We start from the raw sequence: 22,895 nt of genomic DNA on the forward strand, positions 1-22,895 counted from the left end.
AATGGCGATGACCGTGCATTGCGACATTGTAAGTGCAGAACGCCAGCTGTTCTCCGGCTTGGTTGAAATCGTGGTAGCTTCCGGTGTGGAAGGTGACCTCGGTATCATGCCAGGCCACGCCCCGCTGCTGACCCGGCTGAAGCCGGGCCCGGTACGGGTGAAGAAGCAGAATGGTGAAGAAGAAGTGTTCTACGTATCCGGTGGCTTCCTGGAAGTGCAGCCGAAGCTGGTGACTGTACTGGCAGATACGGCTGAACGCGCTGAAAATATGGACGCTGCAGAAGCTGAGCGTGCTAAAGCCCGTGCCAAAGAAGCGTTGGAAGGCAAGAGTTCCGAAATGGATTACTCCCGTGCCGCCGCAACTCTGGCAGAGGCCGTTGCACAGCTGCGTGCCATTCAACAGTTGAAGAAAAAGACGCGGTAAGCATCTTTTGCAATTCTTCAACACAGAAAAGGGTAGCCAAGTGCTACCCTTTTTTGTTTCTGTCGTATAGTGAGAGCCCGGTTGGAATAGGTCCTGTGCGAATCAGAGGCGGCACAGTGGTATAACGGTACCGGCAAGCAAAAGACAAGGATAGGGTATGAGTCTAGCAGTAGTGATTCTGGCGGCGGGTAAAGGGACGCGGATGAAAAGCGCTTTGCCAAAGGTGCTTCATGCAGTGGCCGGCAAGCCAATGGTGCAGCATGTGGTAGACGCGGCAGCATCGTTGGACCCGGCCAACACCGTTATCGTGTATGGCCACGGCGGCGAGCGGGTGAAAGCTGCAGTCACGGGTCACCAAGTGGCTTGGGCAGAGCAGGCCGAGCAGCTGGGGACTGGCCATGCGGTCGCGCAAGCCATGCCCCATGTGAAAGAAGACATGGTGCTGGTGCTGTATGGCGATGTGCCTCTTATTCGCCCAGACACCTTGAAAGACTTCGTTGCGACCGTTGACGACAGCACCTTGGCGCTGATGACCCTCACCTTGGATGACCCGAACGGTTACGGCCGTATTGTTCGGGACGGTCAGAATAATGTGCAGCGTATCGTCGAACAGAAAGATGCCAGCGAAGCTGAACTGAGTATTCAGGAAATCAACACGGGCATTCTTGCCTGTTCACGGCGTTTTCTCGAAGAAAGCCTGCCCAAGCTTTCCAGCAATAATGCCCAAGGTGAATATTACCTCACCGACCTGATTGCCATGGCATGCCAGTCGGGCCTGGACGTGGAGACCCTGCAGCCCAACGAAGGCTGGGAGGTGGACGGAGTCAATGACCGAGTGCAATTGGCAAGGCTGGAGCGTATTTACCAACAGGCTCAGGCGGAAACCTTGATGCGTGATGGTGTCACTCTGCTGGACCCTACCCGCCTGGATATCCGTGGCAGCGTACAAATCGCCAGTGATGTAATCATTGATGTGAATGTCATTTTAGAGGGAGATGTCACCATCGAAGAAGGTGTGGTGATCGGTCCTAACTGTATTCTGCGAGACGCTAACATCGGCGCCGGCACCGTCATAGAAGCGAACACACTTATTGACGGTGCTATTGTGGGTGAACACTGTCAGCTAGGCCCCTATGCCCGCTTGCGCCCTGGGACAGAACTGGCCGACAAAGCGAAGATAGGCAACTTTGTTGAAACCAAAAAGTCCTACATTGGCGAGGGTTCCAAGGTAAACCACCTGACCTATATCGGCGATAGCCAGATAGGTAAAGGCGTCAACGTGGGTGCCGGCACTATTACGTGTAACTATGATGGCGCCAACAAATTTCAGACCGTGCTGAAAGACGGAGCGTTCATTGGCTCCAATTCCTCTCTAGTTGCTCCAGTCACCATTGGCGTAAATGCCACTGTAGGTGCGGGCAGCACTATTACAAAGGATGTGGGCGACAACGGCCTAGCGGTTGCTCGAACGCAACAGCGCAACGTGGCTAATTGGCAGCGCCCCAAGAAAGGGTAAGGAAGAGCATTTATGTGCGGAATTGTTGGGGCCATTGGCCAGCGGAATGTGACCAATATTTTGATCACTGGTCTCAAGCGACTTGAGTACCGGGGTTACGACAGTGCGGGAGTCGCGCTGCTCAACGATAAGGGCATCAGCCGTGTCCGTCGTCAGGGAAAAGTGGCCGGGTTGGAAGAGGCAGTCCTGGAAGCACAAACCCAGGGTTTCACCGGCATTGCCCACACTCGCTGGGCTACCCACGGCAAGCCTTCGGAGCCTAATTCGCACCCGCATATGTCCGGTGATGATTTGGCCCTGGTGCATAACGGTATCATCGAAAATTTTCAGGCACTCAAAGACGAGCTTGAAGCCAGCGGTTATACGTTCAACTCCCAAACCGATACGGAAGTGATTGTGCATCTGGTGCATCAGGCGCTGGATAACGGATTGAATCTTTTCGACGCCGTGCAAGCGGTCACAAAGAAACTCGATGGTGCCTACGCACTGGGTGTTATTCATGCTTCTGAGCCGCACAAGTTGGTTACCGTGCGCTCTGGTAGCCCGCTGGTCATCGGCCTGGGGATTGATGAAAACTATATCGCCTCCGACCAACTGGCCTTGTTACCAGTAACCAACCGGTTCATCTTTTTGGAAGAGGGTGACCAGGCAGAAATTACAACTAATAGCGTGCGTATAGTGGATGCAGCAGGTGAGCCGGTAACACGCGAAGCTCACGAGTTTGATGGCACCCATGAAGATGCGGAAAAGGGCGAATACCGCCACTATATGCAGAAGGAAATTTTCGAGCAGCCCGCAGCTATTCAGAAAACCTTGGAAGATCGCATTGATAGCCCGGCTAGCCTGATTGAGTCTTTCGGTGAAAAAGCGCCTGCTATTTTCGATAAGGTTAAAACCGTTCAGATCGTCGCCTGCGGTACTAGCTATCACGCAGGTATGGTGGCCCGTTATTGGTTAGAAGACATTGCCGGTATTCCTTGCCAGGTCGAAGTAGCCAGTGAGTTCCGCTACCGCAAGCACGTGGTGCCAGAAGGCACTCTCTTTGTCACCATTTCCCAAAGCGGTGAAACCGCCGATACCTTGGCAGCGCTGCGTGATACCCAGTCACCCAATTATGTGGGTCGCCTGGCTGTGTGTAACGTGGACAGCTCATCGTTGGTGCGTGAATCAGAACTGGTTTTTCTCACCAAAGCCGGTCCGGAAATCGGGGTAGCTTCCACCAAGGCCTTCACCACTCAACTGGTTGGGTTGTTGATGCTCGTGTTAGCGCTGGGCCGCCAAAAAGGCCTGGCCGACAGCGAGATCGAAAAAATTCTGGAAGAACTGCGTCAGCTGCCCAATTTGATCGAGCAGGCGGCGGCGTTAGACAAGCCCATCGAAAAACTTTCAGAGGCGTTTGTGGAAAAACACCACGCCCTGTTTTTGGGGCGCGGCGTGCAATTTCCGGTGGCTTTGGAAGGGGCCCTTAAGCTCAAGGAAATTTCCTACATCCACGCCGAAGCCTACGCAGCGGGAGAGCTGAAACACGGCCCGTTGGCCTTGGTGGACAGCGAAATGCCGGTGGTGTCGGTGGCCCCCAATGATGAATTGTTGGAAAAACTGAAATCCAATCTGCAAGAAGTCCGTGCCCGTGGCGGTGAGCTTTATGTGTTTGCTGATAAGAATGCTCACGTAAAAGAAGGGGAAGGGATTCATGTGTTAAACATGCCCTCAGTGCCCGACACTGTAGCCCCGATCGTTTATACCGTACCGCTGCAGTTGCTTAGCTACCATGTGGCGGTGCTGCGCGGCACCGATGTGGATCAGCCTCGTAACCTAGCCAAGTCGGTAACGGTGGAATAGCCGCCACCCGCAAGGCAATACAAAAAAAGCCCGGCAATCGCCGGGCTTTTTTTATTGCCGCTTCCTCTCCAGTGCCATTGCATACCACCACGGGCACGGGGTGGCGCTAAGAATCAATACCATGGATCGCTCTAACGCTCTTGGGGTGATGGCCCCCTCTGCAAGCCTCAGCCCTTAACTAATAAGCCCTTGTCAGTGAGACGCCGCCCTCTATTTCAGCAGGTGGCACAAAAGCTGCATAAATTTGGTGCATGATAAAGAGCAGGCAAAGGGGCCAGGCCAGTGAGCGTAGAGAAACCGGTAGCAGCGGGCCGGCAGAACAGTAAGGCCACAGGCAGGCATAAGGGATGGCAAGCAAAACTGCATATGCAGCTTGAGTGCGCCATAACTGGGCGCGGCATGAAAACCGTCATGGCCGAATTGCACCATTATGGCCCGTTGCGCGTTCAGCGCCCTTTCTACCCAGAGCAGGACACCGCACACATCTATTTACTGCACCCACCAGGGGGGGTTGTGGGTGGTGATGGACTGGATATCAGCATTACCGCATCGAGCCAGGCCCATGGCTTACTCACTACCCCTGGGGCAACCAAGTTTTACCGCAGCGCTGGGCAAACCGCCCATGTGAGCCAAACGCTCACCGTTCAGGCAGGAGGGACACTGGAATGGTTTCCCCAAGAAAATATTTTCTTCCCTGGGGCACGGGTACAGATGGACACCCGGATCGACCTGCACGGGGATGCCCATTTTATGGGCTGGGAAATTTCCTGCTTGGGTCGGCCGGTTAATAGTGAAGTTTTTTACGAGGGAAAAATCGACGCCCGTTTTCGTATTAGCCGCGACCGTAAACCGCTGCTGATTGAACGCCTTAAGGTGGATCAGCCCAGCCACCTCAATGCGGCCTCTGGGCTGCGTAATTTCCCCATGCAGGCAATATTTGTAGCCACGGGGAGTAATGAGGAGTTGCTGGAGCAGGCCCGTGAATGCATTGAAAAGCAGGCCACCGACATGCCCTGCGGCCTCACCCTGATTGACGACATTCTGGTCATGCGTGTGCTCGGCACTCGCTGTGAAAAAATTCAAGCATTGATGCTTCCCGTCTGGCAATTATTGCGTCAGGCCACCCTGAATAAACCGGCGGTGATACCGCGAATCTGGAACACCTGATAACGGTGTAAGGAAAGGCAAAAAGGTAAAGCATGGAACTGACACCCAGAGAAAAAGACAAGCTGTTGATTTTTACCGCCGCGCTGCTGGCCGAACGGCGCAAGGCCCGTGGCGTTAAGCTTAACTATCCGGAATCGATCGCTTATATCACCGCCGCCATTATGGAGGGTGCTCGCGACGGCAAAACGGTCGCCGAATTGATGGGCGAAGGGCGAACCTTGCTCAAGCGTCAGGATGTGATGGAAGGCGTGCCAGAAATGATCCATGAAGTGCAGGTGGAAGCGACCTTTCCCGATGGCACCAAACTGGTAACGGTTCACGACCCCATCGTTTAAGACGATCCGCTATAGGAGAAGCCAAATGATTCCAGGCGAATACGCTATTCAGAACGGCGACATCGAGATCAATCCTGGGCGGGAAACGCTCAGCGTGGAAGTGGCCAATACGGGCGACCGTCCCATTCAGGTGGGCTCTCACTACCACTTCTATGAAGCTAACAATGCCCTGCAGTTCGACCGAGAAAAAACCCGAGGCTTCCGGCTCAATATTCCGGCCGGCACCGCCGTGCGCATTGAGCCAGGGCAGAGCCGGACAGTAGAGCTGGTGGCGTATGCAGGACAAAGAAAAGTGTACGGGTTTCAGGGCAAGGTCATGGGGCCGCTTTGAATCGCGCCTTTCATTAGGGCCGAACTTTCCCGTGGAAATAGCGCCATGGGAAGCAGGCCGGCGCCTGTACAACACCGCATTTCGGAAAGGCTGCCGATAACCAGCCGGTAGATGCAAGAACAGGAGAATCATCGTGGCAACAATGTCCAGACAAGCCTACGCCGACATGTTCGGGCCCACCACAGGTGACCGGGTACGCCTGGCCGATACCGATCTGTGGATCCAGGTAGAAAAAGATTTCACCGTCTATGGTGACGAAGTGAAATTTGGCGGCGGCAAGGTAATTCGTGATGGCATGGGCCAATCCCAGCTGCCTTCGGCGAAGGTTATGGACCTGGTCATTACCAATGCCTTGATCCTCGACTACTGGGGAATCGTTAAAGCGGATATCGGTATTAAGAACGGGCGAATTGCGGCCATTGGCAAGGCGGGTAACCCAGATGTGCAACCGAATGTGGATATCATTGTTGGCCCCGGCACCGATGTGATTGCTGGTGAAGGCAGCATCATTACGGCGGGGGGGATTGATTCGCATATCCATTTTATCTGCCCGCAGCAGATCGACGAAGCATTAGCATCCGGGGTCACCACCATGATCGGTGGCGGCACCGGGCCCACCACCGGCACCAATGCCACCACAGTGACGCCCGGGCCCTGGAACATGGCCCGAATGTTGGAAGCGGCGGATTGCTTTCCAATGAATCTGGGGTTCCTTGGCAAAGGTAACGCCAGCTTGCCGGAATCCCTGAGCGAACAGATCAGCGCCGGCGCCATTGGCCTGAAATTGCACGAAGACTGGGGCACCACCCCCGCCTCTATCGACAACTGCCTTTCGGTTGCAGAAGAAACGGATACTCAAGTGGCGATCCACACCGACACCTTGAACGAATCCGGCTTTGTGGAAGACACCATCGCCGCGTTCAAAGATCGCACTATCCATACCTATCACACCGAGGGAGCCGGGGGCGGCCATGCGCCGGATATTATTCGCGCTGCTGGGCTTGCCAATGTGCTGCCTTCGTCCACTAACCCGACGCGACCTTACACGGTGAATACCGCCGATGAACACCTCGATATGCTCATGGTCTGTCACCATTTGGATCCGAGTATTCCAGAAGACGTAGCGTTTGCTGAATCCCGCATTCGCCGCGAAACCATTGCCGCGGAAGACATCCTTCATGATCTTGGTGCGTTCTCCATGATTGCCTCAGACTCCCAGGCCATGGGGCGTGTGGGCGAAGTGGTGATGCGCACCTGGCAAACGGCCCACAAGATGAAAGTGCAGCGCGGTTCCCTAAAAGGCGACCCATCCGAACATGATAATTTTCGCGCCAAACGCTACGTAGCCAAGTACACCATCAACCCGGCATTAGCCCACGGCATGGCCCATGAAATCGGCTCGGTGGAAGTGGGCAAGCTCGCCGACCTGGTACTGTGGAGCCCGGCCTTTTTTGGGGTAAAGCCCAACCTCATCATTAAAGGCGGCATGATCGCCATGGCCAAGATGGGCGACCCTAACGCATCCATCCCTACACCCCAGCCAGTTCATTACCGCCCCATGTTTGGGGCCTACGGTAAGGCTCGCCAAGCCACCACCATGACCTTCATCTCCCAGGCCGCCATGGATGCGGGTATCCCTGAGCAACTCACATTAGCCAACCGCATTGGTGTGGTGAAAGGCTGCCGCACAGTGAAAAAGAAAGACATGTTGCTCAATGATTGGCTGCCACACCTGGAAGTGGATCCACAGACCTATGAAGTACGTGCCGATGGCCAGCTGCTAACGTGCGAACCGGCGGAAGTGTTGCCAATGGCGCAGCGCTATTTTTTGTTTTAACGCATTGTTTACGAGACAAGCATGATCGAACTGACGAAAAAAATTACCGATACCGCCGCGCTGGAAAAAATCGATCCGGCGAGACTAAAAACCCTCAGCCTACCGCTCGATGCACGGATCAAAAGCCGGCAAAAAGTGCAGCTGACATCCGGCGAAGGCGTGGGCCTATTCCTAGAGCGAGGCACCCTGCTTCGCGGTGGGGATGTGCTTACCAATGCAGACGGAGTGTTGGTCAAGGTGTTGGCCGCCAACGAAACCGTTTCCACCATTGTTTGCAGTGATGCACTGATGCTAACCAAGGTGGCCTATCACCTGGGCAACCGTCACGTTCCGCTGCAGATCGAAACCGGCTTTGTTCGTTACCAGCACGACCATGTGCTCGACGACATGGTGCGTCAGCTTCCGGACGCCGACACCTGCGTGGACGTACAGGTTGAGCAGGCCCCCTTCGAACCGGAAGCGGGTGCCTATCAGCAAGGCGGTGGCCATTCACATGGCCATGCGCACAGCCATTCCCACGAAAAGCCACACTCGCACACTCACAACCACTGATTTCTCACGGTGCCAAAGGGCACTGGTACGTTAAAGGAGCACAGCATGAACAACACAAAACACAAGCTTACCGCTGCTGTTATTACCTGTGGGCTTGCCATAAGCCCCATGGCCGCGATGGCCCATACCGGCGAAGGCGGCCACGTTCATGGCGGCTTTACCGCCGGGCTTATGCATCCAATTACCGGCATGGATCACCTTGTGGCCTTGGTGCTGTTCGGCGCCTTACTGGCCGGTATTCGCCTGCAAGAAAAACGCTTCGCGTTGATTGCTGCAGGCGTTAGCTTGGCGGCGGGTTTTGTTGGTGGCGTGGCACTGGGCGGCCATGTGGCCATGGAGTGGTTGATTACCGCATCAGCGTTATCGTTCGCCGCAGCGTTGGCGTTTCCAGCGGGCTCGCGGGGCAAGGCGGCTTGCGTGGTGGCTGTTCTATTGGGCGCGCACGGCTGGGCCCACGGGGTGGAAATGAGCGGTGGCATGGGCGGGTTTGCGTCAGGCTTCTTCGTCAGCTCTATGGTGCTAATGGTAGCCGGCTTGGTGCTAGGCCAGCAGTTACAGCGAATTGCTCCCGCTTTGCGCGCCATTGTGGCTGGGGGTGCCGCCCTCGCGTTAATGCTGCTGGCAGGCTGATCGCCTCATGAATAACAGCGCCTTCTTTCGTTTGCAGCAATTGATCAGCCCATCGCTGCCCATTGGTGCCTTTACCTATTCGCAAGGCATGGAGTGGGCCGTGGAGTGTGGCTGGATCAAAAATGCGGATGACCTGCATTGTTGGCTCGAATCCTTGCTGCAAAGCAGCGTCCAAACCTTGGAATTACCGGTACTAGCGCGGCTCCATCACGCCAGTTGCCATCAGGATCGTGAAGCCTTTACCCATTGGGCGCACACCCTGTTGGCCTGGCGAGAAACCCGTGAGCTGCGAACGGAAGAATGTCAGCGTGGCCACGCCCTCACCATGGTACTGGACAGGCTCCCAGACGCTGCGAATTGGCCAGAGCTGCAGCAACCCGAATGGCGCCATGCGCTGGCGCAAACCCAATTAGCAGGTTTCGCCCTGGCGAGTGCCCGCTGGGGCATCGAGCTGCAGCAAGCGCTCAACGGTTACCTGTGGAGTTGGCTGGAAAACATGGTGATCGTGGCCGTGAAGTTAATTCCTCTTGGCCAGAGTGATGGGCAGAGAGAGCTCTATCGTTTCAGTGATCAATTGGCCGCGATTACCCAGCACGCTCTGGCCATGGATGACGACGATATTGGCTCCTCCTCGCCCGCCATGGCCATCGCCAGTTGCCTGCACGAAACCCAATACTGCCGGCTCTTCCGATCATAAGGCAGGCTCAAGAAGGGCACCAAACAAAGAAGAGCACCTAACAAAGCAGCTGCGGCGGCATAGCCGTGAAAAATTGATGTGGGAGCGTGCTTACACGTGAAGCCCAACACCTCGATAGGCACCACACAACGGAGACAACCATGACAACCGATTATAAATCCCCCCTGCGCGTTGGTATCGGCGGCCCAGTAGGTTCCGGAAAAACGGCCCTGCTGGAAAAACTGTGTAAGGCCATGCGCGACGATTACCACATCGCCGTAGTCACCAACGATATTTATACCAAAGAAGACCAGCGCATCCTCACCGAAGCGCAGGCTCTGGAACCGGAACGTATCGTTGGTGTGGAAACCGGTGGTTGCCCGCACACGGCCATCCGTGAAGACGCCTCCATGAACCTGGCCGCAGTAGAAAACCTGGCGCGTAAATTCGGCAACCTGGACGTAGTGTTTGTGGAAAGCGGCGGCGACAACCTTAGCGCCACCTTTTCGCCGGAACTGGCGGACCTCACCATCTACGTCATCGATGTGGCCTCCGGCGAAAAAATCCCGAGAAAAGGCGGCCCCGGCATTACCAAGTCAGATCTGCTCGTCATCAACAAAATCGACCTCGCACCGATGGTGGGTGCCGATCTCGGCATCATGGCATCAGACACCAACCGCATGCGCGGACAAAAGCCCTGGGCGTTTTCCAATTTAAGAAATGATGTGGAGGGGCTGGAGAAAATTATTGGGTTTGTTGTAGAGGAAGGAATGCTGGTGAGCCATTCGGAGAAAGCGGTAAGCGGTTAATTATGAATGAACAGCGCAAGCCCGGCTAAGCCGGGCTTTTTTGTGGCTATGAAAACCCTCTACACAGGAGCACCGCTGACGACACCATAGGGCTTTGCGCAGCCAGGCACGGGCTTGATCAAGTAGCTTTACGGGCTTGTCAGGAATGAAGCCCGGAATATCTGTGGTTCTATTGCTCATAACGTTCTCCTTACCCATAGCTGCTTGGGCTATGGAAACCCGTGCTCAACAGAAAAAAACGCAAATGCGTGTAGGCGATATCTCAAAATTCGCTAAGTCATTGATCTTTGGTTCAGATTGCGACTTAAATGTGCATGGAGTCCCCCGGAAATAGGCCGCTCGTTCGAGTTTTGTCAGATGCGAAAGGTTCTCGCTTCCTGGGTAAGTTGCTAAATGCTATGGGTTTATCGGAATTATATACGGTGGCCTGTTAAGAATTATGTCGAAAAAAGATATGTCGAATCGTTCGACTGAATACGCTGTTATGTCCAGGGAGGATGAAAGTTTTGCTTGTGGCTAGATTGATCATTGCTACCTTTGTTTATCTGATTTTGGCTTTTTTGTGCCTTATAGCAACGACAGTTATATTTCAGCCAAGTGATGTCCATCCAGATCATTGGAAAACAAGTGTTTATGACTATGCCGCTCAGGTTGCCTTGCTTGTTCTTTATGTGTGGCAAGCTGCTCGTCAAGTCAAAAGACATAACAAGTAGCGGCAGTTCGCCCCTTCGGGGCCGGACGCTCGTTCCTCGCGCCGCTGCGCAAGGCGTTAAATGGTAAAGCAATGAGGAAGTGTCCATCTTGCAAAGAGCGCCTGTCTTGGTTGGAAGTTGTTTCTATATCTAGAATAACCCCAATTAAGTGCCGTTGCTGCGATAAAGAAATCACATTGGTGCACCCCAAGCAAGCAGTGATCGGTTTCGCTAGCTTGCTTCCGTTGCTTTTATATATGGTGATTTCATATAACTTTATTGGTGAGTCGCCAGGCCTGTTGGGCATGCTTGCTCTAGGCGCGCTGGGTGCAATTTCCTATTTTAATATGGTCCCTCTTAGGTGTAAGTGAGGTGATCCACTTAACAATGCCATGCATGCGACAAGCGCATGATGGCTGGCGTTATGTTTCAAAGGAGGGCGTGACTAATGGCAAACAAATCTCTTCCTGAATTAAAGAATATTGGAAAAACTGTTGCATCTAGGCTGCATGAGCTTGGTATTACAAACGAAGCAGAGCTAAGGAAGCTAGGGGCAGCCAAGGCCTACAAGTGGCTATCTGATCAAAACCCTGACAAGCATCTTCCTGTTTGCTATTACTTATATTCGCTAGAAGGTGCAATCAAAGATAAGTATTGGGATGATTTTTCTGAAAAAGAAAAAACAAAATTAAGGCTTGCAGCAGGCCTACCCAAATGAACCGCGGCAAACATAACAAGCACATCAAAAATCGCTCCACTGCGTTGCGCTGGACGTCGCTGGCGCTCCGCCTTTTATGTGGGCGTTATGCACAGTGTGCAAATTATCAGAAGGGTTATACTGAAATGCTACAACTCAGGTAGCCTTTCAGCAATCCGTCCTATTTTTTTGATGATTTACTTGGTTTTAAAGCCGGATTATTTCCCGGTGTGCTTTTGTTGTCACGTCGGCGTTGGTCAGGCTTTCCTGTTGATTTTGCTATCGGTTTTGGACCTGGTTTAAGGCTCATAATATAAATCTCTAAAAGTTAATTGAAAGTTGTGCGGCAAATAACTTCAGAATTCTTGCGCTAGAGTTACACTATCCACCTAAATCTCTCTGGCCGGAGGTTTTATAGCCCCCAAAGGCTTGCCTTTGGGGGCTTTTCGATTTTGGCGTTAGAATTTCAAAATTAGACCACTGATTAAGAGTGCAGTTGTGTATGGTTTTAATCAAGCACAATATGTTGTGTTTTTTCTGTGGATAAGCTGTTGATAACGTATGTATAGCACTATATGTGGTGTTTGCATAACAAGGCCATCAAAAATCGTTCCACTTCGTTCCGCTGGACCTCCTTACGCTGCGCTCCAGTCGGCCTATTATGGCGGCGTTAGGGCTTTCCCATGAGTGAGCAGGAAGAGAAATTCGTCCACTTCGTGTCTTGTATCACCTGGCTAAACAATGCTTGGCAAATACTGAATGTGATTCCCACGCAATCGGAAAACTCGTTTATCGGGCCCGCCTTCCGCTTTACACTTGTTGAGTACTGTAAGCCATATAAGCTATCGCATGGTGTCAGTAAAAAGTTCAAACTCGACACATCGCTTATTCCGAAAGAGCACCTACCACTTCACGAACGTATCATTTCATCTCGCGACCAGGTTCACGCGCATTAGGTGGCATTGCTGATGCCGTGCTTTCGGCAGATCTCTTCGACTTTCATGCCCGCATCGACCTCTTTGAGGATTGATACGATCTGAGTTTCAGTAAACCGTGATTTCTTCATTGTCGTCTCCTGAGATGTGATATTCCCAGAAAACCCTAATCAGGTCTGTCTCAGTTTAGGGGGAGTGGACAATTCCGCGGACTTCTATAGCACAACAAAAATAAAAGAGAAGGCGAACGAATATGCAGCGAGTCGCCATCATTTGAGCTTTCAACCGCAAGCTAAGATTGCTATCGACATGGCCCCGGAAGCTCTACACTGGGTCGATCATTGATTGACCGGGATTCTCCATGGCCGACCCACATAGCCAAGCTGTTTCTTGCTCACGCGCTTGGCCGTTGCTTCCTTTGCTGTTTTTTCTGGTGGTGTTTCTTGGTAGTGGTTTGTACTACACCGCTGCCGATACTGATTTTGCCTTCTACCAGATAAAGGCGCCAGTGGTGGCCATGGTCGCTATTGTATTGTCCATGTTGATGGCGCGATTGGCCGGGCAGCGATTAAATACCAGTGTGGAGCGCTTGGTGGCGGGGATCGGCCACCCCAGCATTATTCTCATGTGTTTAGTGTTTCTGCTGGCCGGCGCCTTTGCCAGTGTCAGCGTTAGCATTGGCAGTGTGGAGGCCACCGTCCAACTTGGCCTGAGCATTATTCCTTCCCAGTGGGTGCTGCCTGCCTTATTTCTGATCTCTGCTTTTATCGCCACCGCCATGGGTACGTCCATGGGCACCATTGCGGCAACGGCCCCCATTGCGGTGGGCTTTACCGGCGCTACCGGGTTGCCCATGTCACTGGCGTTGGGCGCGGTGGTGGGTGGCGCCATGTTTGGCGATAACCTGTCGATGATTTCTGATACCACCATCGCAGCTACACGTAGCCAGGGTGTGTCGTTGAAGGACAAGTTTCGGGTCAACATCTGGATTGCGGTGCCGGCGGCTTTGCTGACTCTGGGTTTGCTAATCGTGTTGGGCGGTGGTGAGCACCAGGTAGAGAGCAAACCTTTTCAGGTTGCTCTAGTGGTACCTTACTTGCTGGTATTTGGTTTGGCACTCAGCGGGCTTAATGTACTGGCGGTACTGATAATCGGTATTGTCGCTGCGGGCGCCACCGGCATAGCGATGATGGAAGATTATAATCTTGCCACCATGAATGGCGCGATCTATGAAGGCTTCCAGGGCATGTTCGAGATCATGCTGTTATCTATGCTGATTGGCGGCTTGTCTCAGCTGATGACCGACCAGGGCGGCACCCGCTGGGTTATTGAGCGCATTCATGGCCTCACGCGTTGGCTTAGGCTGCCGTTGCAGCGGGCTGGTGAAATGGGCATTGCCCTGCTGGTGGTGTTTGCGAATGTGTTTGTGGCCAACAATACCGTGGCCATTGTGCTGACTGGGGAGATGGCCCGTGATATTGCCACCGACCATGGTGTGGACTTGCGGCGTTCTGCCAGCATGCTGGATATTTTTTCCTGCGTGGTGCAAGGCTTAATTCCCTATGGCGCGCAAGTGTTGTTGGCCTGCTCCATTGCCAAGCTTTCACCGTTGGCGTTAATCGGTTCTATCCATTATTGCTGGGTTCTGGCCATTGTCGGCATTGTCGCGATCACGATTAACCGGCCTAGGTTGACGTTTGTAAAGTGACAACAGGTTAGAAACCAGATTTTTCTAGAAATTTTTAAGGATAAATAACGTGGCAGGAACAAGCTTATTGATGTTGCTGGATGACATCGCGGCAGTGCTCGATGACGTGTCGGTGATGACCAAGGTGGCAGCCAAGAAAACCGCTGGGGTGCTGGGCGATGACTTGGCGTTAAATGCGGAGCAGGCATCGGGCGTGCGTGCAGAACGTGAGCTTCCGGTGGTGTGGGCCGTGGCTAAAGGTTCCATGCGCAATAAATGTATTCTGGTTCCTTCAGCATTGTTGATCAGTGCTTTTTTGCCTTGGTTGATTACCCCATTGCTGATGTTGGGTGGCGCCTACCTGTGCTATGAAGGTGTGGAAAAACTGGCGCATAAATTTTTTCATGGCGCGGAAGAATCTCAAGAGCATAAAGAAAGAATCCAAGCCATGTCCGACCCCAAAGTGGACTTGGTATCCTTTGAGAAAAACAAAATAAAGGGGGCTGTACGAACGGACTTTATATTGTCTGCAGAAATTATCGTTATTGCTCTGGGAACAGTACAGGCTGCGCCTTTTTTACAGCAAATTATGGTGATAAGTCTTATCGCGGGGGCCATGACCATAGGCGTTTATGGATTGGTAGCTGGCATTGTTAAGCTGGATGATGCAGGTTTGTATTTGATTGAATATGGAAAAGAAAAAAAAGGAAAATTCCATACCGCTTTAGGGAAAATATTGCTCAGTTTTTCTCCCAAATTAATGAAGTTTTTATCTGTAGCAGGAACGGCTGCCATGTTCTTGGTGGGTGGGGGGATTTTGCTTCATGGCTTACCGATGAGCCACGATGTGTTGCATTATCTGGACGAAGAGATGGCGACCTTTCCCATGGCTTCCGTGCTGAGTGTTTTGATGCCCATGATAATAAATGTAGTGCTGGGCATTGTCGCTGGCAGCATTGTTTTGTTTGCAGTAAAGGGCGTTAATTTTTTTAGAAAATGATAAGGAGAAAATGAAAAAGCGAGAAAAAACTCTCGCTTTTTCGGATGCTCTATTGAAAATAGGAAAGATATTTTTCGTACCCCTGTTTGGCCATTTCTTCCAGAGGAATAAATCGCATTGCCGCAGAATTCATGCACCATCGCTTGCCTGTAGGCGCTGGGCCGTCACCAAAGACATGGCCCAGATGCGAGTCCGCGTGGCGGCTGCGCACTTCGGTACGAGTGGTGAATAAAGTGTTGTCTTCGTGAACGGTGATAAAAGCCTCATCTATAGGCTGTGTGAAGCTCGGCCAACCTGTGCCGGATTGATACTTGTCTGCTGAAGAGAATAGTGGCTCGCCACTGATCACATCCACATAAATGCCTTTTTCTTTATTGTCCCAATAGGGGTTGTGAAAAGCTTGTTCGGTGGCGTCTTCGCGGGTCACCTTATAGGTAAGTTTTGGTAACGTTTTTTGTAAATCCGAATCACTTGGGCGCTCAAATTTATCTGCTCCCTGCCAGGATTGTGTTACGTCTTTTACAAGCCAAGGGCGGTGATCTGGATCATCCCAGTGCTCTTTTAGAAACTGGTCGCGACCGGATCGATAGCGGTAATACTTGTACTTGAGCGAGTGGGTTTTGTAGTAGTCCTGATGGTAATCTTCTGCGGGATAAAACCTATCCAGTTTGGTAATTTCTGTGACGATGGGTTTTTTAAAGGGGCCACGTTCTTTCAGTTTCGCCCTGGACGCTTCAGCAGTCTCTTTTTCTTCATCAGTTTGATAAAAAATTTCGCTGCGATACTGGGTGCCCCGGTCCACAAATTGGCCGTTGGCGTCGGTGGGGTCGATATGGCGCCACAACCAGGTCAGCAGGTTGTCGTAGCTAACCACGTCGGGGTCATAGATAACCTTTACGGCTTCAGTGTGGCCGGTGCTGCCAGCGGCCACCTGTTCATAGCTGGGGTTGGTCACGTTGCCACCCGCATACCCGCTGATAGCCTCACTGACGCCGTCCAGCTGCTCGAAATCGGACTCGGTACACCAGAAACAGCCACCGGCAAAATAGGCCTCGGCGGCCAGGGACGGTGTGCTGATAACCAGCAGTCCCGCTAATGTGATCATTCTCATAATGATTTACCTCCTGCTTGTTGGATGCAGCCGGTCGCGATTTGTTGCAACTGTTATGGCTTACATAACGGGTATGCGTAAGCGGACAGGGCAAGCGGCCGGTATCTGCCATGATTCCAGCCTGACAGAAGCAGGGGAGAATACCGTGAAGAGCTGGCAGGGGTTGGCCATTATTGGGGTGTGGATTGTGTCGGCTTGCTGTCTGGCGCAGCCTCCTGCATTACAACTTGCGCAAACATATGAGCAGGGGGTGGCGCTGCAAGGGTACTGGGTCAGTGAGAAGCTGGATGGGGTGAGGGCTTATTGGGATGGAGAGCGCTTGATCAGCAAAGGTGGGCACGTGATTAATGCCCCGAGCTGGTTTGTGCGGGGCTACCCGGGTACGCCTATGGACGGAGAGTTATGGATGGGCCGGGGCCGCTTTTCTGACGTATCCGCCGCCGTTCGCCGGCTGCAACCGCTGGCAGCCGAATGGCGACAGATCCAGTACAAGGTGTTTGATCTGCCCGACAGTGGCGCACGGTTCTCTCAGCGTATTGAACAAATGCGCACATTGGCGGTGGCCAGTAATGCCTATACGTTTTCGGTTATAGAGCAGCAGCCCGTCTCCAGTCACGCGGCATTATTGCAGCGATTAGACAAGGTGATGGCGGCAGGGGGGGAAGGGCTGATGCTGCATCACGGTGATAGCCTGTACCAGGCGGGCCGCAGTGATGCGGTGTTGAAAGTGAAGAGCCATCAAGATGCGGAAGCCGTGGTGATTGGCTACACAGCAGGCAAGGGGAAATACCGTGGCATGATGGGGGCGCTGGTGGTTGAAAGGGCGGATGGTCGTCAATTCAAGCTGGGGACCGGCTTTACTGATAAACAGCGCAAGGCGCCGCCGCCCTTGGGGGCCACGGTGACGTACAAGTATTTCGGGAAAACGGCTACGGGGCTGCCCCGCTTTGCCGGTTTTCTGCGTATTCGACGCGATGAACCTTTGGCCGAGCCGTAAGGGCGCCTGTGCTGTTTCGGTTACAGCGATATTACCCGGCCCACCGTGGGGCAGGCCGGGGTGGCCTCAGGGTTGCAGGTTCAGTTCGTAGATGGCTTCGTTACCACTGTCGTCCAGTAACGTGGCGAGGAAGCTGCCACCCGCTCCGGCAACCGCATCCGCCACAAAATTCTTTGCGCGGTTGGTATTGGGGACCCGGAATACGATTTCCAGATTGCTGCTGTAACCCAGGATGGGTGCGAAGGACCAGTTGTTGTCGGCGGTAGGCGTTACCGGGCTGTTGGCCTGAATGTAGTTACCCACCACCTGGCGGTTTTCATCCGGGGATTCAATCACCACATGATCGCCACCCGTGCCGGCGAATTTACCGCCGTGGGCGCGGTAGTCGTTACTGGCAACAAGAAACGTCTGGTCAGGATCAATGGCGGCTCCGTTAAATTGCAGGTCGACAATGCGCGTCCCGTCGCTGACCTTGACACAGTCGCCGTTGTAGCGGGCCGGTTCGGTTACATCGATCTGGTAGGTGACGCCGTCGATCACATCGAAGTTGTAGGTGGGGAAACCACTGAAATCCACCAGCTCTTGCCGGTCAGCCGTATCGGTGATGTGGAAGAACTGCGAGGCGGAACACTCCAGCCATTGTTCCAGTTCGGCACCGGTGACTTTAACCGCCATCAGGCGGTTGTTATACAGGTACAGGTCGGCAATGTTTTTCACTTTCAGCTCGCCGGCGGGCACCACGGTGAAACTGCTTTCTTCGGCGCAGACGCCCTTGCGGTCGCAGGCCTTGAACGGAGCCGCAGCAGACAGCACCGGCAGGCCATCCAGCTCGGTGCCGACAATGGCGTCTTCCACATAGGCTTTCTGGGCATCGCTAACGATCTGGATGGAAGGGTCGTCCTTTACCACGGCCAGGAAGCTGAAAATGTCGTCGGTGGATTCGCCGATCACTTGGTCCATGTACTCCAGTGTGGCGTCGTGGTCGGGCTTGACCAATGCGGTCAGTGCGGCGTCTGCCTCGCTTTCCGGGTCTAGAGCTCGCGCTTCTACTATGCTGTCCACCACGGCCCAGCTTTCATCGTCTTCATTGAGTGCCAGAGTCAGGTCGATGATGCCCAGGTGGCTGCCCCAGTAGCCGGGCATCACCGAGGGCACACCCTTGATGGTGCCTTTTTCCAGATCCACGTTGGCGGTTTTGGCAAAGTCTATGGAAGGAAAGGTCAGGTGGCTGTGGCCGAACATGATGGCGTCGATGCCCTCCACATCGGCAAGGTACCAGCTGCTGTTTTCTGCCTTGGCGTTTTCCGAATAGGCGGTGGTGTTGATACCGGAATGGGGGATGGCGACGATGATGTCCGCGCCCTCCGCTTTCATCTGCGGGACCAACAGCTCGGCAACGGCCTTGATGTCTTTAGTGCTGACCTTACCCTCCAGGTTCTTCTTGTCCCACTGCATAATCTGTGGCGGTAGAAAGCCGATAAAACCGAGAGTCAGCTCGTGAGGGTTGCCGTCGCGATCATAAACGGTCTTGGTGATTAGCGTGTACTGGTCAAAGTAGGGGGTGCTGCCGTCGGCGCTAAAAACGTTGGCGCTGATGTAAGGGAAGGCGGCGTCGTTTACGCTCTCGGCGAGGAAATCCAAGCCATAGTTGAATTCGTGGTTGCCGTAGTTACCCACGTCGTAGGCCATTTCATTCATGACTTTATAGACCGGGTGCACCTCGCCGCTGGTGAGCCCTTGAGCTTGACGCCAGTCACCCATAGGGCTGCCCTGGATCAGGTCGCCGTTGTCCACCAGCGCGGAGTTACTCGGGTAGGTGATTTCCTCGCGGGCCTGTTTAACCAGCATGGCGGTGCGTACCAGGCCGTGGCCGTTATCCACGCTGTCGCTGTAGTAGTTATAGTCCATTACGTTGGCGTGGATGTCGGTGGTTTCCATCAGGCGAAGATCCACCCGTGGGGGGTTGTTATCATCGCCGCCACAGCCACTCAGCAAGGCGCCGCCGGCGAGAGACAGAACCAGCAGGGATCGCAGTGAAGTGCTCATGGTGTTTCCTGTGTGTTGAGTTGAAAGAAGGGCGACGCGAACGCCGCTGGTGATGTCTTGGGTGTTTCAGGGGCAGTTACCCATTACCGCGAGATGGCTCACGGATTCCAGGCTGGGTGTGCTCATGTAGAGGTCGCGCACGCCGTCCACCTTGAGGGTCTGGCCGACCATGGCGGGGTTGTTGGCGGGACTGTATTCGGCGCGCTGATCCGCTTCCAATTTCACGTAGAGGGTGGTGCTGCTGACAAGGTCGCCCAGCTCCAGGGCATGGGGGTCGTTAACGCCGCCAATCACTTCGCCAATGACGGTGAGCGGACTGCCCTGGCTGCTGGCGTAGGCATCATTCACCGAGACGGCGCCATTGCTGCCACACGTGCCGCTCGATGCATTGCTGGCCACCCATTGCATGTCGGTGACGTATTCGATGCTCGGTTCGCCCATGTAGACATCACGCTCGCCAGAGACCTGGAGTGTCTCGCCGATCACCTGCGGATTATTCTGCGGGCTAAAGGCACTGCGATACTGGCTTTCCAATTTCACGTAAAGCGTGGCGCTGCCGGCACTGTCCTGGATTTCTAGCGCGTACTCGCCGTTGATGGCTTGGGTGATCACGCCTTCCACCGTCACCGTTGTTCCCGTGGGTTCGGCTAGAGCGTCGCTCACGGATAGAGCATTTCCGTTGCCACTGCCAGTGTTGCCGCCCGGGCCGTCCGGTGCACCGTAGGCCGCGTAGTCAAAGGTGCTGGCACCCCAGGGGTTATAGCCGCCGGAGGGGGTGTTCCAGGGCTGGCCGTTATCCGGATCGTCCAGCTCTTCGCTGGCCATGGGGGTTGGGGTAGCCGTGCCTGCTGGATGGGCGCTGGTGTCGAACCGGGTATAGCTTTGCGGTGTAGCAAGCCAGTCGATCAGGTTCATGCTGAGCTGAGCCGCGTTACCGGCATCGGTCCAGCCTGGGTAGGTGCTTTTGGTATTGCCGTTATCCTGACGTTTGTATTTTGGGCTGGCATCTTCGATGGGGCTGGAGTCGCCAATAAAAGCGGCTTTGCCCGCCCCGGATTTGGCGATGGCTACATAAGGGCCTTCGGCGGTGCCGCCAAAGTAGAGACCCGAATCCACCGCGTGGCTCCAGCGGCTGGGGCTGTCGCTCGTGGAAAAGTACACCAGCCCCTTGGCTTTGTTGGGGTCGGTGATGGCAAGGGTGGCGCCGCCGGCCATCAGCACAGGGCCCACGCCGGTTGTGAGGCCTTCCACTTGGCTGGCGGGTTCGATACCGCTGGCGCCGCTATGCCAGTCGATGGCGTTGAAGCGGAAACGAATACCGAACTCCTGGGCTAACCAGCCGTTGGCGGTGCCCGGGTTGCGTAGATCGCCGTAGCTGCCGCCTACATTGAACTGGGGCAAGGTGGAACGATTGTAGCCGTTGAATACTTCGGTACTGTCCCAAGTGTTCAGGTTGCGGTCTGCGTTATAGTGGTCGGCAACAAAGAAGATGCCCTTGCCATCGGCGACAAAATTTTCCAGCGCCTGTAATTCCGATTGGGTGAAAGGGCGGTTGCTTTCAGCCAGCACCAATACGTCGGCATGGCTAATGGCGCTGTAGGTAATCACCGCTTCATTAGCGTTACTGTTGGTCGTGCTGGGATGGGTGTAGTCATCGACGAACTGGATAACGCCGTCGCTGTTTTTATCCACCCCGCGATATTCCTGCACGGTATAACCGGCATTGGCGAGACTGTCAGCAAAATCGGAAAAGCCGCCGTCGATGACCCAGTCGGCATTGCCTTCCGTACCCCCGTGGGAGACATCGAAGAGCACCACCTTGCCGTTATCGTTAGCGCCGGGAGATTTAATCGGTGCCGGATAGTTCCAGTCGTAGGGAGCGGCGTTGACGCTGGCGCAGAGCCCGGTGAGCAGAGTGGTGACAGCCGGTATTGTAAGGAGGCGTTTTTTCATGTGCAGTCATCTTTGAGCAAGAAAGGGAGACGGCAAGGCTGACGCCATGACAAGAAAATGCGGTAAAAAGATCGTGATAGTTTGATGAATTCGGGTGAATGTATGGCAGGGTTGGCATTTAGAATAAATTTTATATTCTTGTCATCAGGGGCTCATGATAGGAAGCGGAGAGGCGACGGTATGCGCACCGGTTTGCGGATTGACGGGCAACCACAATGGCCCGTGCACGGGCCAAAAGACGAGTGCCAATGAGCCGGGCAACATCAGGCTCCGCCCTGACGCCGGTGTCGTCCTTTTCTCTGGTGGCAGACAGCGATCAGGCTTTTACTCTTCGTGTTACTTTGGCGCGTTTGGCTACTCGTACACTGGATATGCAGTATTACATCTGGGATGACGACACGACCGGTAAGTTGCTCATCTACCGAGTGTTGGAGGCAGCACGGCGGGGCGTAAGGGTGCGCATGTTGTTGGATCATGCCAATCAGCTTGGCCGGGATGTGAAGTGGGCGTCGTTGGATGCACACCCAAATATTGAGGTGCGCTTGTTCAATCCGTTCAAGGGGCGCTACAAGCATTTTCTGCAATGGCTCTACCATGCGCCGCGCTTGAATCACCGCATGCATAACAAAGCCTGGATTATGGATGGCGAACGAGCGTTGGTGGGGGGCCGCAATGTTGCGGATCACTATTTCGGCGTTAATGCATCCACCAACTTTCGTGATCTGGATCTGTACGCCCATGGTGCCATCGTGGCGGATACGCAAACGGCTTTTGATGCCTTTTGGTATAGCCCCTTGGCGGTCTCTATGAAAAGTTACCGCCATCGCACGGAGGCTACAGCGGATCGGGCCTGGCACTGGTTGCGACGCTGGCGCACTTCATTGCAAGGGTACCCTTACCTGTTTCCCCAGCATGAAGCGTTTTTCACCGATTATTTGGCAAAACAAGAGCAGCAATGTGTGCAGGCTCCGGCTGCCTTGCTGTTTGATAGCCCGGATAAAGCCAGTGGTGCGAAGCAGACGTTGATGGGAGAGCAATTGGCGCGTTTGCTGGGCAGGCAAGACAATCAGGAGTTATTGATGGAGGCCAGTTATTTTATTCCCGGTGATGCTTTTGTTGAGGCGTTGGGAGGGTTCCAGCAGCGCGGTGGTCGTGCAGCGGTGCTCACCAACAGCTTGGCCACTAATGATGTGGTTGCCGCTCATGGGGCTTATGCGCGTTACCGTGCAGCACTGTTGGCGGCAGGGGTCGAGCTGCATGAGTTACAGCCCAATGCCCGGGCACTGCACCGTCAGGTGCGGTTGTTTAAAGGGCGCTCCCAGGCGAGCCTGCATACCAAAGCGATGGTGTTGGATCGGCGCGAAGTTTTTGTCGGTTCTTTCAATATCGATCCGCGCTCGGTGCATTTAAATACCGAAATGGGATACTACGTTGCGTCCGCTGAACTGGGGCAGCAGGTGGCGGCATTTATCGAAGAAGGGTTGGCACCGGAAAACAGTTACCGTCTTGAAAAGCAGGGAGGCAAATTACTGTGGGGCGCGGATGGACATGACGGTAAGCCGGTTTTGTATTCCCGTGAACCCAAGGTCACCGTTTGGCGACGCATGCTGGCATGGTTATTGTCGTTATTGCCGATTGAGCGGATGTTGTAATTACGG

At 54.1% G+C, this 22,895-nt stretch carries 20 protein-coding genes and 1 pseudogene; 16 read left to right on the forward strand and 5 right to left on the reverse strand.

From position 1 onward, the window contains the following. Window position 1 precedes the first annotated feature (1 nt). The 11 genes from ABNH10_RS01815 to ureG all read left to right on the forward strand — a co-directional run bounded on the left by ABNH10_RS01815 (window position 2) and on the right by ureG (window position 10,119). Complete coding sequence (locus tag ABNH10_RS01815; protein ID WP_349384492.1) at window positions 2-424, forward strand: F0F1 ATP synthase subunit epsilon; 423 nt, start codon at window positions 2-4, stop codon at window positions 422-424. Window positions 425-581: 157 nt separating this feature from the next. Then, on the forward strand, window positions 582-1,940 hold the full coding sequence (glmU, locus tag ABNH10_RS01820; protein ID WP_349384493.1) for a bifunctional UDP-N-acetylglucosamine diphosphorylase/glucosamine-1-phosphate N-acetyltransferase GlmU: 1,359 nt from the start codon (window positions 582-584) through the stop codon (window positions 1,938-1,940). 12 nt (window positions 1,941-1,952) lie between these two features. After that, window positions 1,953-3,782 carry a glutamine--fructose-6-phosphate transaminase (isomerizing) gene (gene glmS, locus ABNH10_RS01825; RefSeq protein WP_035459744.1) on the forward strand — a complete coding sequence of 610 codons (1,830 nt, stop codon included), beginning with the start codon at window positions 1,953-1,955 and terminating at the stop codon, window positions 3,780-3,782. A 366-nt stretch (window positions 3,783-4,148) separates the two neighbouring features. After that, on the forward strand, window positions 4,149-4,949 hold the full coding sequence (locus tag ABNH10_RS01830; RefSeq protein WP_491368720.1) for an urease accessory protein UreD: 801 nt from the start codon (window positions 4,149-4,151) through the stop codon (window positions 4,947-4,949). A gap of 32 nt (window positions 4,950-4,981) precedes the next feature. Beyond that, window positions 4,982-5,284, forward strand: coding sequence for an urease subunit gamma (gene ureA, locus ABNH10_RS01835; RefSeq protein ID WP_035459747.1), 303 nt, complete (start codon window positions 4,982-4,984; stop codon window positions 5,282-5,284). A 25-nt stretch (window positions 5,285-5,309) separates the two neighbouring features. Then, complete coding sequence (locus ABNH10_RS01840) at window positions 5,310-5,615, forward strand: urease subunit beta (RefSeq protein ID WP_011589991.1); 306 nt, start codon at window positions 5,310-5,312, stop codon at window positions 5,613-5,615. Window positions 5,616-5,757: 142 nt separating this feature from the next. Next, on the forward strand, window positions 5,758-7,452 hold the full coding sequence (ureC, locus tag ABNH10_RS01845; protein ID WP_269763799.1) for an urease subunit alpha: 1,695 nt from the start codon (window positions 5,758-5,760) through the stop codon (window positions 7,450-7,452). Window positions 7,453-7,473: 21 nt separating this feature from the next. Continuing rightward, window positions 7,474-8,004 carry an urease accessory protein UreE gene (gene ureE, locus ABNH10_RS01850; protein ID WP_062810756.1) on the forward strand — a complete coding sequence of 177 codons (531 nt, stop codon included), beginning with the start codon at window positions 7,474-7,476 and terminating at the stop codon, window positions 8,002-8,004. Between the two features lie 45 nt (window positions 8,005-8,049). Further along, window positions 8,050-8,634, forward strand: coding sequence for a HupE/UreJ family protein (locus tag ABNH10_RS01855; protein WP_051428716.1), 585 nt, complete (start codon window positions 8,050-8,052; stop codon window positions 8,632-8,634). Between the two features lie 7 nt (window positions 8,635-8,641). Then, on the forward strand, window positions 8,642-9,331 hold the full coding sequence (locus ABNH10_RS01860; RefSeq protein ID WP_035459755.1) for an urease accessory protein UreF: 690 nt from the start codon (window positions 8,642-8,644) through the stop codon (window positions 9,329-9,331). A 140-nt stretch (window positions 9,332-9,471) separates the two neighbouring features. Beyond that, window positions 9,472-10,119, forward strand: coding sequence for an urease accessory protein UreG (gene ureG / locus ABNH10_RS01865; protein WP_011589986.1), 648 nt, complete (start codon window positions 9,472-9,474; stop codon window positions 10,117-10,119). Here ureG and ABNH10_RS01870 read toward each other — a convergent pair whose 3' ends face one another. Next, a complete protein-coding gene (locus ABNH10_RS01870; protein WP_349384495.1) occupies window positions 10,120-10,299 on the reverse strand; it encodes a hypothetical protein in 180 nt (59 codons plus the stop codon). 960 nt (window positions 10,300-11,259) lie between these two features. Between ABNH10_RS01870 and ABNH10_RS01875 the strand changes: the two genes are divergently transcribed. Continuing rightward, on the forward strand, window positions 11,260-11,529 hold the full coding sequence (locus ABNH10_RS01875) for a TfoX/Sxy family DNA transformation protein (protein WP_349384496.1): 270 nt from the start codon (window positions 11,260-11,262) through the stop codon (window positions 11,527-11,529). Between the two features lie 934 nt (window positions 11,530-12,463). Here ABNH10_RS01875 and ABNH10_RS01880 read toward each other — a convergent pair. Continuing rightward, a pseudogene (locus ABNH10_RS01880) lies at window positions 12,464-12,574 on the reverse strand (transposase); the annotation flags it as partial. A 230-nt stretch (window positions 12,575-12,804) separates the two neighbouring features. Here ABNH10_RS01880 and ABNH10_RS01885 point away from each other — a divergent pair. After that, window positions 12,805-14,151 (forward strand): Na+/H+ antiporter NhaC family protein, encoded by a 1,347-nt coding sequence (locus ABNH10_RS01885; RefSeq protein ID WP_349384497.1) that lies wholly within the window; start codon window positions 12,805-12,807, stop codon window positions 14,149-14,151. Between the two features lie 49 nt (window positions 14,152-14,200). After that, window positions 14,201-15,130 (forward strand): DUF808 domain-containing protein, encoded by a 930-nt coding sequence (locus ABNH10_RS01890; RefSeq protein ID WP_349384498.1) that lies wholly within the window; start codon window positions 14,201-14,203, stop codon window positions 15,128-15,130. Window positions 15,131-15,179: 49 nt separating this feature from the next. On the opposite strand, the gene msrA is transcribed toward ABNH10_RS01890, so the two are convergent. Continuing rightward, the gene (gene msrA, locus ABNH10_RS01895; protein ID WP_349384499.1) at window positions 15,180-16,241 is read right to left on the reverse strand and encodes a peptide-methionine (S)-S-oxide reductase MsrA; all 1,062 of its coding nucleotides are present in this window, start codon (window positions 16,239-16,241) and stop codon (window positions 15,180-15,182) included. 73 nt (window positions 16,242-16,314) lie between these two features. Between msrA and ABNH10_RS01900 the strand changes: the two genes are divergently transcribed. Beyond that, entirely contained in the window at window positions 16,315-17,238 is a 924-nt protein-coding gene (locus tag ABNH10_RS01900) for a DNA ligase (RefSeq protein WP_349384500.1), read from the forward strand. Between the two features lie 66 nt (window positions 17,239-17,304). On the opposite strand, the gene ABNH10_RS01905 is transcribed toward ABNH10_RS01900, so the two are convergent. Together ABNH10_RS01905 and ABNH10_RS01910 are read right to left on the reverse strand one after the other, a co-directional pair. Then, the gene (locus tag ABNH10_RS01905) at window positions 17,305-19,284 is read right to left on the reverse strand and encodes a bifunctional 2',3'-cyclic-nucleotide 2'-phosphodiesterase/3'-nucleotidase (RefSeq protein ID WP_349384501.1); all 1,980 of its coding nucleotides are present in this window, start codon (window positions 19,282-19,284) and stop codon (window positions 17,305-17,307) included. 66 nt (window positions 19,285-19,350) lie between these two features. Next, window positions 19,351-21,237, reverse strand: coding sequence for a hypothetical protein (locus tag ABNH10_RS01910; protein ID WP_349384502.1), 1,887 nt, complete (start codon window positions 21,235-21,237; stop codon window positions 19,351-19,353). Between the two features lie 248 nt (window positions 21,238-21,485). Here ABNH10_RS01910 and ABNH10_RS01915 point away from each other — a divergent pair, with 248 nt between their 5' ends. Continuing rightward, window positions 21,486-22,889, forward strand: coding sequence for a phospholipase D family protein (locus ABNH10_RS01915; RefSeq protein WP_349384503.1), 1,404 nt, complete (start codon window positions 21,486-21,488; stop codon window positions 22,887-22,889). Window positions 22,890-22,895: the final 6 nt, after the last annotated feature.

This window comes from Alcanivorax sp., assembly GCF_040119285.1.
GTDB lineage: Bacteria > Pseudomonadota > Gammaproteobacteria > Pseudomonadales > Alcanivoracaceae > Alcanivorax.

What these genes read in the sequence shown, in the direction of transcription:
- msrA (WP_349384499.1), bottom strand. Translation starts at nt 16,241, where the DNA reads ATGAGAATGATCACATTAGCGGGACTGCTGGTTATCAGCACACCGTCC.
- ABNH10_RS01870 (WP_349384495.1), bottom strand. Translation starts at nt 10,299, where the DNA reads ATGAGCAATAGAACCACAGATATTCCGGGCTTCATTCCTGACAAGCCC.
- ureC (WP_269763799.1), top strand. Translation starts at nt 5,758, where the DNA reads ATGTCCAGACAAGCCTACGCCGACATGTTCGGGCCCACCACAGGTGAC.
- ABNH10_RS01900 (WP_349384500.1), top strand. Translation starts at nt 16,315, where the DNA reads ATGCGTAAGCGGACAGGGCAAGCGGCCGGTATCTGCCATGATTCCAGC.
- ABNH10_RS01860 (WP_035459755.1), top strand. Translation starts at nt 8,642, where the DNA reads ATGAATAACAGCGCCTTCTTTCGTTTGCAGCAATTGATCAGCCCATCG.
- ABNH10_RS01905 (WP_349384501.1), bottom strand. Translation starts at nt 19,284, where the DNA reads ATGAGCACTTCACTGCGATCCCTGCTGGTTCTGTCTCTCGCCGGCGGC.
- ureG (WP_011589986.1), top strand. Translation starts at nt 9,472, where the DNA reads ATGACAACCGATTATAAATCCCCCCTGCGCGTTGGTATCGGCGGCCCA.
- glmS (WP_035459744.1), top strand. Translation starts at nt 1,953, where the DNA reads ATGTGCGGAATTGTTGGGGCCATTGGCCAGCGGAATGTGACCAATATT.
- ABNH10_RS01885 (WP_349384497.1), top strand. Translation starts at nt 12,805, where the DNA reads ATGGCCGACCCACATAGCCAAGCTGTTTCTTGCTCACGCGCTTGGCCG.
- glmU (WP_349384493.1), top strand. Translation starts at nt 582, where the DNA reads ATGAGTCTAGCAGTAGTGATTCTGGCGGCGGGTAAAGGGACGCGGATG.
- ABNH10_RS01815 (WP_349384492.1), top strand. Translation starts at nt 2, where the DNA reads ATGGCGATGACCGTGCATTGCGACATTGTAAGTGCAGAACGCCAGCTG.
- ureE (WP_062810756.1), top strand. Translation starts at nt 7,474, where the DNA reads ATGATCGAACTGACGAAAAAAATTACCGATACCGCCGCGCTGGAAAAA.
- ABNH10_RS01855 (WP_051428716.1), top strand. Translation starts at nt 8,050, where the DNA reads ATGAACAACACAAAACACAAGCTTACCGCTGCTGTTATTACCTGTGGG.
- ABNH10_RS01830 (WP_491368720.1), top strand. Translation starts at nt 4,149, where the DNA reads ATGCAGCTTGAGTGCGCCATAACTGGGCGCGGCATGAAAACCGTCATG.
- ABNH10_RS01840 (WP_011589991.1), top strand. Translation starts at nt 5,310, where the DNA reads ATGATTCCAGGCGAATACGCTATTCAGAACGGCGACATCGAGATCAAT.
- ABNH10_RS01910 (WP_349384502.1), bottom strand. Translation starts at nt 21,237, where the DNA reads ATGAAAAAACGCCTCCTTACAATACCGGCTGTCACCACTCTGCTCACC.
- ABNH10_RS01915 (WP_349384503.1), top strand. Translation starts at nt 21,486, where the DNA reads ATGAGCCGGGCAACATCAGGCTCCGCCCTGACGCCGGTGTCGTCCTTT.
- ureA (WP_035459747.1), top strand. Translation starts at nt 4,982, where the DNA reads ATGGAACTGACACCCAGAGAAAAAGACAAGCTGTTGATTTTTACCGCC.
- ABNH10_RS01875 (WP_349384496.1), top strand. Translation starts at nt 11,260, where the DNA reads ATGGCAAACAAATCTCTTCCTGAATTAAAGAATATTGGAAAAACTGTT.